This window comes from Ohtaekwangia kribbensis (assembly GCF_042676245.1).
GTDB classification, from domain to species: Bacteria; Bacteroidota; Bacteroidia; order Cytophagales; family Cyclobacteriaceae; genus Ohtaekwangia; species Ohtaekwangia kribbensis.
The window spans coordinates 554319-568407 of record NZ_JBHTKA010000003.1 but is presented as its reverse complement, the minus strand read 5'-3'; the positions used below and the strand labels follow the sequence as shown (position 1 = coordinate 568407).

The 14089-nt window shown below is 42.7% G+C and carries 14 protein-coding genes; 8 read left to right on the top strand and 6 right to left on the bottom strand.

Annotated features, from left to right (window positions below):
- Nucleotides 1-13: 13 nt before the first annotated feature.
- On the bottom strand, nt 14-424 hold the full coding sequence (locus ACFQ21_RS13050; RefSeq protein WP_377579640.1) for an OsmC family protein: 411 nt from the start codon (nt 422-424) through the stop codon (nt 14-16).
- A 560-nt stretch (nt 425-984) separates the two neighbouring features.
- On the opposite strand from ACFQ21_RS13050, the gene ACFQ21_RS13045 reads away from it, so the two are divergent.
- The 3 genes from ACFQ21_RS13045 to ACFQ21_RS13035 all read left to right on the top strand — a co-directional run bounded on the left by ACFQ21_RS13045 (nt 985) and on the right by ACFQ21_RS13035 (nt 4459).
- Nucleotides 985-2259: a Glu/Leu/Phe/Val family dehydrogenase gene (locus tag ACFQ21_RS13045; RefSeq protein ID WP_377579639.1), complete on the top strand. Its 1275-nt coding sequence runs from the start codon at nt 985-987 to the stop codon at nt 2257-2259.
- Nucleotides 2260-2418: 159 nt separating this feature from the next.
- Nucleotides 2419-3078, top strand: coding sequence for a phosphatidylserine decarboxylase family protein (locus tag ACFQ21_RS13040; protein WP_377579638.1), 660 nt, complete (start codon nt 2419-2421; stop codon nt 3076-3078).
- Nucleotides 3079-3331: 253 nt separating this feature from the next.
- Nucleotides 3332-4459, top strand: a complete 1128-nt coding sequence (locus ACFQ21_RS13035) for a fatty acid desaturase family protein (RefSeq protein ID WP_377579637.1) — start codon at nt 3332-3334, stop codon at nt 4457-4459.
- On the opposite strand, the gene ACFQ21_RS13030 is transcribed toward ACFQ21_RS13035, so the two are convergent.
- The 4 genes from ACFQ21_RS13030 to ACFQ21_RS13015 form a co-directional block, all read right to left on the bottom strand.
- Nucleotides 4454-6349, bottom strand: a complete 1896-nt coding sequence (locus ACFQ21_RS13030; protein WP_377579636.1) for an STN domain-containing protein — start codon at nt 6347-6349, stop codon at nt 4454-4456. The two genes, ACFQ21_RS13035 and ACFQ21_RS13030, sit on opposite strands and share 6 nt — an antisense overlap.
- A complete protein-coding gene (locus ACFQ21_RS13025; protein ID WP_377579635.1) occupies nt 6336-7340 on the bottom strand; it encodes a FecR family protein in 1005 nt (334 codons plus the stop codon). The genes ACFQ21_RS13030 and ACFQ21_RS13025 overlap by 14 nt, the downstream gene beginning before the upstream one ends.
- A gap of 5 nt (nt 7341-7345) precedes the next feature.
- Nucleotides 7346-7927, bottom strand: coding sequence for an RNA polymerase sigma-70 factor (locus tag ACFQ21_RS13020; RefSeq protein WP_377579634.1), 582 nt, complete (start codon nt 7925-7927; stop codon nt 7346-7348).
- Nucleotides 7928-8025: 98 nt separating this feature from the next.
- The gene (locus tag ACFQ21_RS13015; RefSeq protein WP_377579633.1) at nt 8026-8616 is read right to left on the bottom strand and encodes a thiamine pyrophosphokinase; all 591 of its coding nucleotides are present in this window, start codon (nt 8614-8616) and stop codon (nt 8026-8028) included.
- Between the two features lie 101 nt (nt 8617-8717).
- Between ACFQ21_RS13015 and ACFQ21_RS13010 the strand changes: the two genes are divergently transcribed.
- Genes ACFQ21_RS13010 through queG form a run of 4 tightly spaced genes read left to right on the top strand, consistent with a single transcriptional unit; the run spans nt 8718 to nt 12026 of the window.
- Nucleotides 8718-9326 carry a DUF4254 domain-containing protein gene (locus ACFQ21_RS13010; RefSeq protein ID WP_377579632.1) on the top strand — a complete coding sequence of 203 codons (609 nt, stop codon included), beginning with the start codon at nt 8718-8720 and terminating at the stop codon, nt 9324-9326.
- Between the two features lie 8 nt (nt 9327-9334).
- Nucleotides 9335-10390, top strand: coding sequence for a glycosyltransferase family 9 protein (locus ACFQ21_RS13005; RefSeq protein WP_377579631.1), 1056 nt, complete (start codon nt 9335-9337; stop codon nt 10388-10390).
- Nucleotides 10391-10437: 47 nt separating this feature from the next.
- Nucleotides 10438-11061, top strand: a complete 624-nt coding sequence (locus ACFQ21_RS13000) for an HAD family hydrolase (protein WP_377579630.1) — start codon at nt 10438-10440, stop codon at nt 11059-11061.
- Between the two features lie 38 nt (nt 11062-11099).
- Nucleotides 11100-12026 (top strand): tRNA epoxyqueuosine(34) reductase QueG, encoded by a 927-nt coding sequence (gene queG / locus ACFQ21_RS12995; RefSeq protein ID WP_377579629.1) that lies wholly within the window; start codon nt 11100-11102, stop codon nt 12024-12026.
- A gap of 156 nt (nt 12027-12182) precedes the next feature.
- On the opposite strand, the gene ACFQ21_RS12990 is transcribed toward queG, so the two are convergent.
- On the bottom strand, nt 12183-12368 hold the full coding sequence (locus tag ACFQ21_RS12990) for a hypothetical protein (RefSeq protein WP_377579628.1): 186 nt from the start codon (nt 12366-12368) through the stop codon (nt 12183-12185).
- Nucleotides 12369-12600: 232 nt separating this feature from the next.
- Here ACFQ21_RS12990 and ACFQ21_RS12985 point away from each other — a divergent pair, with 232 nt between their 5' ends.
- Nucleotides 12601-14049 carry a BatD family protein gene (locus ACFQ21_RS12985; RefSeq protein WP_377579627.1) on the top strand — a complete coding sequence of 483 codons (1449 nt, stop codon included), beginning with the start codon at nt 12601-12603 and terminating at the stop codon, nt 14047-14049.
- Nucleotides 14050-14089: the final 40 nt, after the last annotated feature.

Here is a 14089-nt window from a genome sequence, read left to right as displayed (position 1 = left end):
TCTTCATGAACAACTATACCAGCGATGCGCTGAGGCTGATGTCTGTATTCAACAGTTTGGAAATAGGACAGTTCTCCTTGGCATCTTTAGCACTTGCATCGAATTTCTCCTGGGATATACCCGGAACTTTCGCCTTGAGTGTAAGTTCAGACTTTGTGATCACGCCATTGTCGAATGTAATGGTGCAGTCGGTAGAAAGTTCGTCAGCAGTAAACCCTGCCTCTTGCAATACGAAGCTGAGTTTCATGGTAAAACATCCGGCATGTGCGGCTGCGATCAGTTCTTCGGGGTTAGTACCAACGCCTTCGGCAAAGCGGGAGTTGAACGAGTATTGTGTTTTGTTTAACACAGTGCTTTGGGTGGAGAGGTGGCCATTGCCATCTTTACCGGAGCCATTCCAAACGGCAGTTGCTTTTCTTTTCATGAGCATTTATAATTTTAAAGTAAAACGAATATAAAGTCGGTGTAACACGCTGCGATATCCCACTGATTAAATTTAGAAATGAAATCGAACTATACCACACGTTATTTTTATACCGGTATAAAGTTTCTTGTTAAGAAAAAAATTTTTGTGATGGTATAGCATGGCGTGACCTCGTGCTTCCGTTCACTTCTAAACCTGTAGGATCATAAAACAAGGTACGATGCGAAACGTCAGGTTTGATTTTATACCTATGATATATACAACAGATGCCTTCATAAATATATGCGGCTCACATTGGTATGCGAAAATCAATTTGGCTATCTTTCATCGTATAGAGTAGCTGTAAAAAATAAACTTTTGCGAAAAGCGTTTACACGGAATGAAATTTCACAAGATGCAGCTCTTCCAAAAATACTCTGTTTCATTTGGCTGTAATACCACCTTTTGTTCTGAAACGAGAAGGCGAGTGTTGAATTTATCTATCTTTGCAACCGTTTTCGAGTGGTTTTTTAAAACATTCGGGTTTAAACATTCATCAACTGATTTCTAAATTTTAATCTATGGCATACATTGAACCGGCCCCGCTTAAGGATAAAGAGAATCCCTTCGAGGCTATGATGTCGCGCTTTAAAGTGGCTTCTGAAATTCTCGGACTGGAAGAAGAGATCTATAACGTTTTGAAGAATCCAGCCCGACAAGTGATCGTATCACTGCCGGTAACTATGGATGATGGAAGCATCCGTGTATTTGAAGGCTACCGTGTTATACACTCCACTATACTTGGTCCTTCGAAAGGAGGAATTCGTTTCGACCCGCATGTAAACCTCGATGAAGTAAAAGCACTTGCTGCATGGATGACCTGGAAGTGTGCTGTAGTAGATATACCTTATGGCGGTGCTAAAGGCGGTGTAACATGTAACCCGCGTGAAATGTCTGCCGGAGAAATTGAACGATTGATGCGCGCCTATACACAAGCAATGGCGGACGTGTTCGGCCCCGACCGCGATATACCGGCACCGGATATGGGAACAGGACCTCGCGAGATGGCGTGGCTCATGGACCAGTTCTCACGTAACCAGGGAATGACTACCCATGCCGTTGTAACCGGTAAACCACTTGTGATGGGTGGCTCTCTTGGAAGAACCGAAGCAACCGGACGTGGTGTGATGGTATCTGCGATGGCTGCCATGGAAAAACTAAAGATCAATCCGTACAAAGCAACCTGTGCTGTGCAAGGCTTTGGTAACGTGGGCTCATGGGCAGCACGACTGCTGCACGAACGCGGTTTGATTGTACAGGCTGTTAGTGATCTTTCGGGTGCATACTATAATGAAAAAGGTATGGACATCGAGAAGGCTGTAAAGTATAGAGATGCCAACAAAGGATCGCTGGAAGGTTTTGATGGCGCAGAAAAAATAAGCAACGAAGCGTTGCTTACCCTGCCGGTTGATCTGCTGGTACCTGCAGCAACAGAAGATGTGATCACCAGTTCAAATGCAACCAACATAAAAGCAAAACTCATTGTTGAAGGTGCTAATGGGCCTACATCATCCCGAGCTGATAGTATCATCAATGAAAAAGGAATTGTTGTAGTGCCGGATATCCTGGCGAATGCCGGCGGTGTTACCGTGTCTTATTTTGAGTGGGTACAAAACCGCCTGGGCTATAAATGGACAGCCGATCGTGTAAACCGCAGAAGTGACCGGATCATGAAAGATGCTTTCAATAATGTGTATAAAACAGCTCAGGAGTATAAAGTGCCAATGCGTATTGCCGCCTATATGGTAGCGATCGATAAGGTTTCGAAGACATACAAGTTCCGCGGAGGATATTAACAGGCTTACGCGAAAGATTCAGAAATACCGAAGCTGTAATTTCTCGCTTTCGTGAATCGCCATCCCGGAAAATCAGACTAAATTTGCACAGCAAGTCTCATCCACTTGCTGTGCTTTTTTTATTTTAACAGAAACTATACGTATTAAACTATAACGATCATGACCATTCACCGCGAGGGCCGCATATTACTGTTCGTATTACTTCTCATTCTTTTTGCATTGAACTGGGCAGTGTTCTATTTCTTTCCTGCCAGTGCATTGGTGCAAAACAGTGTTATCCTCTCCAGTGTTATCTTCTACCTGTTGATCCTTCAGTTTTTCAGAAATCCGATCTTCGCGATAACAAAGAACGAAAAACAAATCCTTGCACCGGCCGATGGAAAGGTGGTAGTGATTGAGGAAACAGAAGAGACCGAGTATCTGAAAGGAAGAAGAAAGCAGATCTCCATTTTCATGTCACCCGTAAACGTACACGTTAACCGTATGCCGATTGGTGGTATCATCAGCTTTTATCGTTACCATGCCGGTAAATATCTGGTAGCGTGGCACCCCAAGTCAAGCACGGAGAATGAACGAACAACGGTTGTTGTTAAGACGAAGAGCGGAGTTGAAATCCTCTTCCGCCAGATCGCTGGGGCGCTTGCACGCCGGATAAAATGCTATGTACAAGAAGGACAAGCGTTGGAACAAGGTGAGGAATTCGGCTTCATCAAGTTCGGTTCACGTGTAGATATATTTCTACCACTCGATACAAAAGTTACCTGCAAGATCGGTGATATCACCAAAGGCGGCAGAACAGTTATTGCTGAATTAAATTAATCATTCTTAAAAAGTTACATGCTGTTGTATAGCGTCCGAATAGGGTGCTATACATTTAGCTGTTTTTAAACAGGAGCTCCCTGCCGTGCCCGCTGTTTTTACTTTAAATAAGGTACATAAAATATAGTTTAACGCTATAAAATACGCAGCCGCTAACACTCGTTACTATTGTAATAATACGTACTTTTAAAAAACGTAATTTTTTTTTCACCACCACCTGAACTAATACCTGTAAATTTTTCCCTGTTTTTTCATGAAGTCAACCACGTCAATCAAGTTTTCATCTTCTCGTAATGATTTCTTTGCTACACTGAATCAACGCGTAAACGAGTACTTCAAAAGCAACAATATATCACGCTATGCAAATTCAGAAATGAAGGTTAAGACAACCTTTATGTTCGTGATATACCTTGTTCCCTACATCCTGATGATAACCGGTGTTGTTACTAACGTATGGCTTATGTTGCTGCTTTGCCTGATTATGGGCTGTGGTGTTGCCGGTATCGGATTGTCGGTTATGCATGATGCCAACCACGGAGCGTACTCCAATAAGAAATGGGTTAATCAATTGTTAGGGTATTCGTTAAACGTAGTGGGCGGTAATGCTTTTAACTGGAAAGTGCAGCACAACGTGTTACACCATACCTATACGAATGTTCATGACGTAGATGAAGATATCAGCCCCCGTGGTATATTAAGAATGACTCCGCACAGCGACTGGAAAGGTATACATAAGTTTCAGCATATATATGCATGGCTGGTATACGGCCTGATGACATTTGTGTGGGTATTTGTAAAGGACTTTGTTCGTATTGTGCGCTATCAAAAAGATGGTCTTGTAAAAAATCAGAAGGCAGACATCCGCACGGAATGGACTATATTAATCGCTACCAAAGTTATTTACCTGTTCTATATATTGGTTATACCCATGTTTATATTCCCGATCGGTGTAACTGGCTGGCAATGGTTTATCGGCTTCTTTGCCATGCATTATGTAGCAGGTTTTATACTGGCTGTAATTTTTCAGCCGGCTCACGTAAATGAAGAAGCTGAGTATCCGCTGCCTAACGAAGAAGGTAGATTGGAGAACAACTGGGCTATACACCAGTTATATACCACGACAAACTTTGCACAAGGCAATAAAATTCTTTCCTGGTATGTAGGTGGATTGAATTACCAGGTAGAACACCACCTGTTCCCGAATATATGCCATGTGCATTATCGCAGCATTTCCAAAATAGTAAAGCAGACTGCAGAAGAATTTGGACTACCATATAAGGCAGAGCCGACATTCATAGGTGCATTAGCCAGTCATGGAAGACTATTGCGAGAGCTGGGAAGAAAACCTCAGCCTGTAACAGAACTAGCTCCGGCACTATAAAAACCGGAGCCCTACTTTTGCTCCCCACCACCATTTACTGTTTATATCGTTGCTGCTGGTGTGCTCTGAAAAGTAATGCGGTTTGTAGTTGGTAAATATATCGGGGTAATTCTGATACGTTGTGTCTGTGATGTAGACGTTCAGCGTAACACCTGCCGTAACAGACATCTTGCGTGCAAATTGGTAATCAACACCAAGATATAGCTTGTTAATCATGTGTACAGCATCGGTCCAACTTCCTTTTACCACCTGATTAGCCGTAAGGTCTACATTGAGATATAGTGTGTTGGAAAGTCGCGGAGCAGTTCCCAATCCATAGCCAAACGTCCATATAGTTTCAGAATCGTTAAATGTTTCGGGCTTGGCACCTGCGGTAAATATGTTATAGAATTTTCGTACGCCTGTACGGAAAGCTACGTTGGTATAGAAGATCTCGTCAGCAGAAATTTCAATTTTATGATAGCCGCCTCTGCTGGCAAAGGTTAAGAAACCAATCGGTACACCTTTTATACTATCGGATATATTCAGAAATCCGAGTTGAAGTCCGTTTACTTTAGTGGCATAGTTAACAACACCCACTTGCGTTCCCGTTACTTTTCCTCCCGCTAAATTCAGCAGTCCAGAAACCTGGGCACCTTGCACATCGTGCGCAGCAAAATTTACCAGACCGCCAACCTGTGCTCCATTGTTCATAGAGCCTGCAGTAAAATTAAGTAAGCCTGCTACCTGTGTGGTGCTCGCATCATGCGTTGAGAAATTAAAAAGTCCGGCTACGCTCGGACCTTCCTGTTTTCCCATCGTGGCATTACCCAAGCCACCGACTCGTGCGCCCTTCGAATCTCGCAAACCAAAATTCAGTAACCCCGCCAATGCTACGGTGTTGGTAGTATCAACATTGAAGTTGAGAAGACCTGCAATTTGTACACCCTTAGTCTTTCCTAAGTTACCATTCACGAGACCGGCAATCTGCACACCGTTTGTTTCACCAGTCACACCGTTGGCAAGGCCTGCAATTTGTACACCGCGTACATCGCCACCTACTGCGTTAAAGTATCCGCCAATCTCAAGTTTTTCAACTCCCTTCGAGTAACCTCCAAACAGGTTTAGCGAGTAATCATTTATAATGTTTCCGCTCAGCTTATGATTGGTGCCAATAAAGGGAACCACTGAAAACTGAAAATGACGATGCAGAGTATCGTCAATGTTTATCATGTTTATAGCTTGTACCGTAGCGTTCTTCGTTAGGAGCCAGAATCGTTTCAGTTTCTTCCCGACACTATCGGCCAGCACGTTGAACTTCTCTTTATCAATTTTTATAGGCACGTTTAGCAGTCCTTTACCCTCGCCTGTTGTTACTACCGTATCGGCATAGTTTAATTTTTTTACAACGAGACTTACTTCTTCATTCGATGGCCTGGGTATTTCGATCTGGAAAAATCCGTAAGCATCGGTAACAGCTGACGATAGTGAGACAGGATCATATATACTTACGTTTTTTAAACGTTCGCCTGTTGCTTCATCAATAATATACCCGCTTACTTTCCTGGTATCCTTGGAGCTATTCTCCGATTTTGTCAGGATAATATGCTTTCTCCGCTCTTTATACTGAATGTTTCCTTTGAAGATATAGTCTAATACTTCGCGAACCGTTTTGTTGGAAGCTTCATAGGAAATAAGGCGGTTGGCATCCAGTATATTTGAGTTATAGGAGAATGTGAAACCTGCCAGTTCACCAATCTTTTTTAACGCAGTGGCCAATGTCTCCTGCTGGAAGTTCACGCTGATAACACGTTCCAACAAGGGAGTCTTCGGATCTTCAACTGCCTTCGCAGAAGTAAATTGCCAGAGTGTAAGAAAGGCGATCAGTAAAAATGTTCTATTGGTTTTCACAACCCTGACCCTCCAAAACAATTTCTTTTCCTGTTTCTGTTACGGTAAGATTTAAGGTCTCGGCAATTACCTGCGCGATCTCGTGTATATCTTCATTGTTGAATGATACCGTGAGGTGGCAGCTCTGCAGGTTTTTAGAGATAACAATTTTTCTGTCGTAAACACCATTCAATGCTTCTACTACAGAAGCAAGGTCAGCATTGCTAAAGCTGAAGAATTTTGTTTTATAAGACAGTGCATTGTTCTCCGGTTGTTCAATAGAGAATTTCCTGGTGTTCTTGTCGTAAACTCCTTTGCCACCGGCCTTCAGATGTATACCGGAATCATTCTCGGTATAGAATTGCACTTCACCTTCTACTACTACCACCTCTACGGTGTTAGACTCCGGGTAGGCTGTTACATTGAAAGATGTACCTATATCCTGAATGAAAACACCTTCGGCGTCTACCAAAAACTTTTTATCATCCTGGTGATTGATGTTGAAGTATGCCTCGCCTTTCAGTTTTACAACATGGCTTTTCTTCTTCTTGTCGTATGAGTAGGTAAGGTTGGTTTTCTTATTCAGAAAAACACCGCTGCCATCCGGAAGGGTATCGCCTTTTGTTTGCTTGTCGGAAATTACCTGTATCGGTTTTGTCTGTGATGTACTTATACCCCGGTATACAAAGAACCCTATACCAAGTATAATAACTATACTCGCAGCAACGCGCAGGTATAAAAAGCGCTTCGGTGTATGCAGCGGAATCTCGCGAGCTTCTTTCGGTGTATGAAGTTTGGAACGAAGTTTACTCCAGGCAGCATCGGTATCAAACTCCTGCCACTCTTTTATAGCGGAAGCTTTTACGAAAATTGTTCTGAACTGATCTATATACTTCCGATTGGCATCGTTTTGCAACTGCCATGACTCTATAAAGGCGTTCTCTTCCGGAGAGGCTTCTCCGGCCAGGTACTTACCGATCAGTTCGTCAATATCGTTCGTGTTGTATTGCAAGGTCGTTAATTAAGAAATCCGTTCATCAGTACAATCAATAATGGAAGATAATCCTTCAGCTGCTCACGCATAATCTTCAGAGCTTTTCCCATTTGGTTCTCCACCGTTTTTACAGAAAGATCAAGTTGTTCTGCGATCTCTGAATATTTCAATTCTTCGAAGCGGCTCAGCTTGAAGATCAGGCGGCATTGCTGCGGCAGTTTCTCCATGGCTTCATATATTCTCGTTTCCAGCTCAGAAGCCATCACCGTACGCGTAACAGATTCAACGCTCTTTTCTGCTACCGCCAATTCTACAGCCGCATGTTGTTGTTTGATCTTTTCGTGTTTTAACACATTGAGACAAGCATTACGCACCATAGCATAGAGATAAGGCTTTACTGCCGTGCGTATCTCCAGGTTCTCACGCTTCTCCCACACCGAAAGAAAAGTTGATTGTACAATCTCTTCAGCCTCGTCACGATTCTGCACGAAGGTGTACGCGTAATTGCAAAGTGGTTGATAGTAGGTTCTGAATAACATTTCAAAAGCAGTTATATCGCCCGTTTTGAGCAACGCTGGTGTTACTTGCTGTTCCGTAAATTCCACTGCTTTTGCGAATTCGTTTAACAGCGAAATTTACGTTTTTAAGGCTTTGAGGTTATGACAATCAGGAAAAGATTTACCCCTATGCTGATAAAAAAATTTCAGAGCGATTCTCCGATCCAGAAAATAATATCTGATTTAATGGTGATCAGGCCATCTGTTGATGCTGTAACAAGTTCATCTTCAGAGGTTAGTCCGGTGAAGGTAAATTTTTGAGAGGGGTCGTTCGGATGAATTATCAACGATGTACCAGCCGGTACCCATTTTTCGAAAGGATGCGCATGAAGCGACCATTTACGGTCGTGATCCATCAACACAATTTGTATCTGCGGAAAATTTTTAGTGAGGTGCAATGTGTCTTTAACAGAACTTGTCATGATGTTGACGGCTGTATTTTTCGAAGCAATTAAAAAATGAAGTCCGTTCTCCAGCGGATCTTCACCGGGTTGATACGAAAGTATTTTTACCGGGGCCTGTTCCATCAATTTGTCTTGCAAAGTATGGATGGCAGTTGCTTTACCCAGTACAACATCAATCTTGATTCCCCAATGCAAAACTTCATCGAGAGCTGCATCGCATACTACTACCAAAGGCGCCCACTCCAGCAACGGCTCTGCAAGTTCAAACGACAATGCTTCGGCAATCAGCAAGGCGGGTTCCTGACCTTCTTTTACAAAATGATGCGATGACATCTACGAATAATTTAATTCGATCTAAAAATAACAGATAACGATTAACCATACTGGCAACGATTTGCAGATAACGGTTAAATTGCGACATTAATTATTTCAATATGCTATCAGCAACGCAATGTTATAAAATATTCGATCAAAGCATTCAGGATTATCACGTGCACGACCATGTCGATACGCCTGTAAAAAATCCATATCCGGCTGGTAGCTTTGAATTTTTATTATACACTAAGAACTGGATCGATACGGTGCAATGGCATCTGGAAGATATAATTCGCCTTCCGGATATTAATCCGACAGAAGGTATACAGATCAAACGCAGAATTGATAAATCGAATCAGGATCGCACCGATATGGTAGAGAAAGTAGATGACTATTTTCTTGAGCAGTTTAAAAATGTAGTGCCTAAGGCCGGTGCGCGCATTAACTCGGAAACACCTGCGTGGCTGCTGGATCGTATGAGCATTCTGCTGCTGAAGATATACCACATGAAGGAGCAGACTGAACGCAAGGATGCCAGTGCTGAACACATTGCTAAAACGCAGGCGAAGCTTGCTGTGTTGATGGAACAGAAAACCGATATGCAGCTTGCGTTTGATGAACTGATGGAAGACATTGGCAATGGGAACAGAAGATTTAAGGTATACCGCCAGATGAAGATGTATAATGATGCATCGCTCAATCCGATGTTATACGGTCAGAAAAAATAGAGGAAGGTTTGAAGAAGAAGATACTCATACTTCGGTTTTCTGCTATGGGCGATGTAGCCTTGCTCGTGCCGGTGGTGCGATCGCTTACGGCTGCTTATCCGGATGTAGAAGTTACCATAGTAACAAGACCAAAATTCGGTCCGATGTTTTTTGACATGGAACGTGTTTCGGTTTTTCCTGCGGATGTAGACTATACGTACACCGGTATATTAGGCATGCGCGATCTGTTTCGCAAGCTGATGCGCAAGGGCCCGTATGATGTGGTGATGGATATGCACGATCACATCCGCACTAAAATTTTGCGGGCACTGTTTAAACTTTTCGGTTCTAAAGTAGTTGTGTTTGAAAAAGGCAGAACCGAGAAAAAAGCATTTAGTCGCAAGGAAAATAAAATAGCAACGCCACTGCCGCATACAGTAGAGCGCTATAGGCTTGCTCTTGAAAAAGCAGGCTTTCCGTTCAAAATACAACCCCCCCCCTACCTGTCGCTGGGTGAGCCTATACAAAATGCATCCGGGTGGTTTGGCTATAAAAAGTCAATGGACTTAACCAAGTGGATTGGTATTGCTCCATTCGCTATGCATAAGTCCAAAATATGGCCCCTTGAAAATTACCCTGCACTGATCGAGTCTATCTTGCAAAAAACGCCTGCAAAATTCTTTCTGTTTGGCGGAGGCGAGAAGGAGATAAAATACTTTGAATCATTGAAAGAAAAATTTCCGGAGCATTGTGAAGTGATTGCCGGTAAACTAAAACTGCGCCAGGAGATTGCCCTTATGCAACACTTGGACCTGATGTTGTGTGTGGACTCGTCTAACATGCACCTCGCTGCTTTATCGGGTATACCGTTGCTTTCTATTTGGGGAGGCACACATCCGGATGTAGGCTTTGGTCCCTATAATTATTCATACGATACCAATATCATTCAGATAAGTCGTGAAGAACTCAGTTGCAGACCTTGCTCAGTATACGGAAGAGAAAAATGTTTTCGGGGAGATTTTGCCTGCCTGAATCGTATCACTCCGGAAATGGTTTCAGACAGAGTAATGCAGCGATTTCAATAGTATATATCTGCTGTAGTTTCAGCTAAAAAAAGACAGCCCTATATTTCATGAAAACTATTAACACGATCATTTTTGACCTGGGTGGCGTATTGATTGACTGGAACCCACGCTACCTCTATCGGAAAATTTTTAAAACCGAAGAGGAAGTAACGTGGTTCCTGGAGAATATATGTACCAGTGAATGGAACGATGCGCAGGATGCCGGCCGTTCGTTTGAAGAGGCAACGCTGGAGTTGATTGCCAAACATCCGGAGTGGGAATTGCCGATCCGCGCGTGGTACGAACGCTGGCAGGAAACTATACCGGGGCCGCTGCATGAAACGGTGGAGATACTTCAGTACTTCAAGCGTAGCGCATCGCACAGGCTATACGCACTTACCAATTGGTCGGCGCAAACTTTCCCGTGGGCACTTGATAATTTTGAATTTCTTCACTGGTTTGAAGGCATTGTTGTATCAGGCGTAGAGAAAACACGAAAGCCTTTCCCGGAATTCTATAACATTTTGTTTGACCGTTATAGTATTGACCCCGCTTCAGCACTTTTTATTGACGATAACATTAAAAATATAGAAGGTGCAAAAGCGGTGGGACTGACTACGATTCATTTTCAAACACCTGCACAGGTAAAGCAGGAACTACAGCGGTTGCAGTTATTACCTGAAAAACTATAGCTGAATTTTAACCACAGGCTTTACGTTACCTTTGCTATATGCAACCGGCAAAATATACTCATCTTATTAAGCAGGTAGCGGCCGAGCTGGGCTTCAGCTTTTGTGGAATTTCCAAAGCAGAATTTCTGAAAGAGGAAGCGCCTCAACTGGAAGCATGGCTAAAGCGTGGCTACCAGGGAAAGATGAGTTACCTCGAAAATCATTTTGACAAGAGGCTTGACCCTACGTTGCTCGTGCAGGGTGCTAAATCGGTAGTGAGTCTTATTTATAATTACTTTCCTGAAAAAGATCTTGCTGTTGAGGGAAATCTCAAAGTTGCCAAGTATGCGTATGGTGAAGATTATCACTTTGTAGTAAAAGATAAACTCAAAATTTTTCTCGAGCGACTTCAGGCCGAAGCCGGAGAAATAAACGGGCGTGCCTTTGTAGACTCCGCCCCGGTTATGGAAAGAGCATGGGCTAAACGCAGTGGTTTGGGTTGGATCGGTAAAAATAGTTTGCTGCTCAATAAACAGATGGGCAGTTTTTTCTTTCTGGCAGAGCTCATCATTGACCTGAAGCTGGAGTATGACGACCCTGTAAAAGATTACTGCGGCACGTGTACAGCCTGCATGGATGCATGTCCTACCGATGCTATAGCACAGCCTTACGTGGTAGATGGGAGCAGATGTATATCGTACTTCACGATTGAATTGAAAGAAGAAATACCCGCTGATGTGAAGGGTAAATTTGAGAACTGGGTTTTCGGTTGTGATATATGCCAGGATGTTTGTCCGTGGAACAGCTTTTCAAAACCACATCGTGAATCACGATTTGAAGCACACACCGATCTTGAAAAAATGTCGACTCAGGATTGGAAAGAAATAACGGATGAAGTTTTTCAAAAGCTCTTCCGTCATTCAGCTGTAAAGCGCACCAAGCTCGAAGGACTGAAAAGAAATATCCGCTTTATCACAGGGGAATAATTTAGTATAGCCCACTCGTTGTAGCCCAACTTTTACTATAAGACAGATGTATTTTTTCTGCGCGTATCCGCGTGCTCTGCGGGAAAATTTCCAAAAAATAACCCCCGACATTTTTATTATCGGGGGTCAGAGGTTTTTGGTTAATGAGTTTTCAATTTAAGCAACCACAAAGCAACGATTCAGAATTGCTTCGTGTTCTGTCCCAAACCTGGTATAGCACCAACGCTTGAGTTCATTTACTTCATCTGCTATCAATAGTTTGATAGCTTTTCGCAGCTCTTTCTCGAACAGAAGAGCATCGAAACTTACTTTTGTCAGAACAGTTTTTGCGTAATGCAGCATGGCAAAATTTGATAGTTAAAAAAATAGGTTTTCCTAACAAGTGTTAAGGTAGAAAATTAATTTCAAAATCCAAAAGAACAACCGTGTTCTTTTACTAAAGCTACCCAAAAGCGCGGTAAATTAAAGCCGTCACAGCTAAAAAAATACACTTTTTGCCGATTAACGGACCCTATTTAGATGCCATTGGGCTATTCAGTATGTTTGTAACGATTAATCAGGATAATGTTTTTGTATGCGTATAGTTTTCTCGATAAAGTCAGTAATAGCCCTTTTAACAGGTATTCTTTTCACGGCAACAAGCTATGCTCAGTCTGCACAGATCACACTCGGTCCCGATGAAATAGGAGAGAACCAGGCATGGACTATAACGATCACCATACAGAATGATCGGTTGAAGAACTATGATAATTTTCCGGATATAAACGGATTCAGAAAACGCGGAACATCTACCCAGTCGAGTACCAATATTATCAACGGGCAGATCTCTTCGTCACAAAGTGTTATCATGACATACCTGCCCACGCGACAGGGTGTTATTACGGTGCCTTCGTTCACATTGAAAGTAAATGATAAGCCGATTAATGTACCCGGAAAAAAAGTAAAGGTAGGTCCCGCAGTACAGCAGCAACGCGATCCGCTTCGTGATTTCTTCGATCGCCCCGATGATTTTTTCGGACGTAATGAAACTGAATTTGTCGATATAAAGGAAGATGCCTTTCTCGCCCTAACCACCAGTAAAGATGAAGTATATGTAGGAGAAGGATTCAACGCAACTATATCTTTCTTTGTAGCTGCCGATAACCGCGCTCCATTACAATTCTATGAACTCGGTAAACAGATTACGGAGATACTCAAGAAAGTAAAACCTTCAAATTGCTGGGAAGAAAATTTTAACATCGAAAATATAGAAGGAGAGAGTGTAACAATTGGCGGTAAAGATTATACGCAGTATAAAATATACCAGGCTACGCTATATCCGCTCAACACAGAGCCGGTAGTATTTCCCGCTTTCGATATGCAGATGATCAAATATAAAGTCGCGAAAAATCCTTCGTTCTTCGGACAGAATCGTAAAGAAGATTTCAAAACTTTTCGCAGCAAGCCCAAGCGGGTAAGTGTAAAGCCGCTGCCGCCTCATCCGTTAAAAGATGTTGTTGCTGTTGGTGATTATCATCTGAACGAGCGCATGCGAAATGTGGATATTGAAACCGGCAATAGCGCATCGTATGAGTTCAATATATATGGCGAAGGAAATATATCAGCCGTAGAAAAACCGATTGTAAAGCGCGATGGAAATTTTGAGTTCTACGAACCCAACGTGCAGCAGAATATTAACCGGCAGAATAACCGCGTAACGGGTACAAAATCATTCAACTACTTTATGATACCGAAGGAGCCCGGGCAGTATAAATTAGGCGATTACTTTCAGTGGGTATTCTTCAATCCTGCCAAGTCAAAATACGATACGTTAAAATCGAAGCTTACCGTATATGTAACGGGTGAGAGTAAAAAGAATGAAGCGATTCAATCCAATGACCTCGGCAGTTTTTACGATAAGCTCGACAATGCCGATAACAAGCTGCGCCCTGTAGCCAATACGCACTGGCAGCAATGGGTGTTTAACGGGTTCATCGTGTTAATGGTGGGTGCCGCTGTCTTCCTGATTTTTAAGAAGCAATAGCCGACAAAAAGGAACCTGCCTGTAAATTAATTTCACATCT